Origin of the sequence: Sphingomonas populi (genome assembly GCF_004208535.1) — a bacterium.
Classification (GTDB): domain Bacteria; phylum Pseudomonadota; class Alphaproteobacteria; order Sphingomonadales; family Sphingomonadaceae; genus Sphingomonas; species Sphingomonas populi.
Genome location: NZ_SGIS01000127.1, coordinates 1 through 1,964 on the forward strand (window position 1 = coordinate 1; position 1,964 = coordinate 1,964).

The following is a 1,964-nucleotide window of genomic DNA, read 5'->3' on the forward strand; positions in this document are numbered from 1 at the left end:
CGGCGACCACCGACGCCAACCGCGCAGCATCTTCAGAGTTTACGATCACACATACGATCTGGGACATCCCGCCAGACTCGCACGAAACTAACCGATTGTGAATCACCTGATTGGGTCAGTGCACTAGCTGGCTTGTCTGGCGAGGTTGCCAACCGCATAACTGCGGTCATATTGAGCGATATTGCTAAAATGTTTCGCGATACCGCCATCCAGTTGAGAATCGCTCGCACGATTAAGGCTTTGCTGACAGAAGGAAGGCTGCCCTCTCTGGACCAGAACGATGCAAAACGACGACTATGAGGTTTTTGAGCCTGCGGAGATTCCCCGGCCCGTTTCGGCGGTGGGGATGGAGCTTTTCACTGAAGGTTTCGAGCAACCGCCGCATCAGCACCGCAAGGCGCAGCTTATCCTGGCGGTCCGTGGCCTCATCACCTGCGAGGTGGCACACGGTTTTTGGATGGTTCCACGGCAGTGCGCGCTGTGGATCCCCGGCGACATGGAGCATAGCGTGCGCTGCGTCGGCGACCTTGAAGTCTACACGCTCTTCGTCGATCCCGAGCTTGCTTCCAGTTTGCCCGCGGAGTGCAGCACTTTCTCGACCGGGCCGCTGCTGCGCGAACTGCTGATCGCCGTGTCCCGCCTCCCGTCACTTTATGATGTCGACGGCGCGGACGGCCGCCTCATTCAGACCATGATAGACCAGCTCGAGCGCGCGCCGATGGGGAGCCTCCATCTCCCGATGCCCGCCGACCCACGATTGCGAATCATGGCCAAGGCTCTGTCGTCCGATCCCGCAAATCGCACGACCATCGGGGAATGGGCCAGAATCGTCGCCATGAGCGAGCGCAGCCTGTTCAGGCTCATCATGAGCCAGACCGGCATGAACTTCGGCCGGTGGCGTCAGCAGTTCCAAGTGATGTTCGCGATCGAGCGTCTGACCGAAGGCGCGTCGGTGCAGACCGTCTCGTTCGATCTCGGTTACGAAAGCGCGAGCGCTTTCATCACGATGTTCAAGAAGGTTATGGGACAGCCACCGGGGCAGTTCCTGGCCGCGCGACGGAGCGCAGTTCCCCCGACGACACCGCAACCGAGCAAGCCCAAACTCATAACCACGATGATGGAGGCTCAGCGGGCGCTGGGGCTCTGATGCGCGGCTTCACCCGATCCGGCCGACGATAGCCAGAAGGCCGCACGAACATCAAAGATTGGCGGTTTCGATAAATCATCTGCCTGACGGGCAAAATCCAAAGCGACATGAAGAGCCTATTCCGGCTTGGAATGATGAACTTGTTGGATTCAGGCCATGCTGGTGGACGACACACAATTTCCGATAGTGCGCATGCACTACAACAGCGTCGACGACAGAGGTGATGAAGTCAGCTTCCATATCTTCGAAGATATTCTGGAACGCAAACAGCGCTTTGTATTGATCGGGCTTGGCGCAGAATCCGATCACGTTCACTCGAATGAGGAACGAAAGCGGTTGACGCTTTGGATGAAGCGAAACCGTGAGGCGCTCCATACCTATGTCCGGGCAATGGTGTATGTCGAGCCGAGCCCGGCAAAACGCTTCCTCGCCAAGACCTCGGCTCCCATCTTTCAGAAGTTCTGGGGCTATCCAATCGTCGTTTCCGAGTCCGAAGCGGAAGCCGAAGGCATTGCCGCGCGGCTGCTCGCAGGCGAGCAGCCCGCCCAGATCGAAGCGGAACAGCCTGATGCGTAGGAGAATGATCTGGGCCCAGCTCGGTCTGGCAGCGCCGCTGCTCGCCAGTTGCGCGACGCTGCCGAAACAAGGTGCGGTGCCGGCGATGCGCTCGGCCAGCGCCTTTGCAAGCACCACTAGTGCACTGACCCAATCAGGTGATTCACAATCGGTTAGTTTCGTGCGAGTCTGGCGGGATGTCCCAGATCGTATGTGTGATCGTAAACTCTGAAGATGCGGCGCGGTTGGCGTCGGTGGTCGC

The 1,964-nt window shown here is 58.9% G+C and carries 2 protein-coding genes; both read left to right on the forward strand.

Annotated features, from left to right (window positions below; translation table 11 throughout):
- Nucleotides 1-280: 280 nt before the first annotated feature.
- Nucleotides 281-1,147, forward strand: coding sequence for an AraC family transcriptional regulator (locus tag EWE75_RS24400; protein ID WP_130160610.1), 867 nt, complete (start codon nucleotides 281-283; stop codon nucleotides 1,145-1,147).
- Between the two features lie 156 nt (nucleotides 1,148-1,303).
- Nucleotides 1,304-1,723 (forward strand): hypothetical protein, encoded by a 420-nt coding sequence (locus EWE75_RS24405; protein ID WP_130160611.1) that lies wholly within the window; start codon nucleotides 1,304-1,306, stop codon nucleotides 1,721-1,723.
- Nucleotides 1,724-1,964: the final 241 nt, after the last annotated feature.

Coding starts and splice junctions, on each gene's coding strand:
- EWE75_RS24400 (WP_130160610.1), top strand. CDS start 281: ATGCAAAACGACGACTATGAGGTTTTTGAGCCTGCGGAGATTCCCCGG.
- EWE75_RS24405 (WP_130160611.1), top strand. CDS start 1,304: ATGCTGGTGGACGACACACAATTTCCGATAGTGCGCATGCACTACAAC.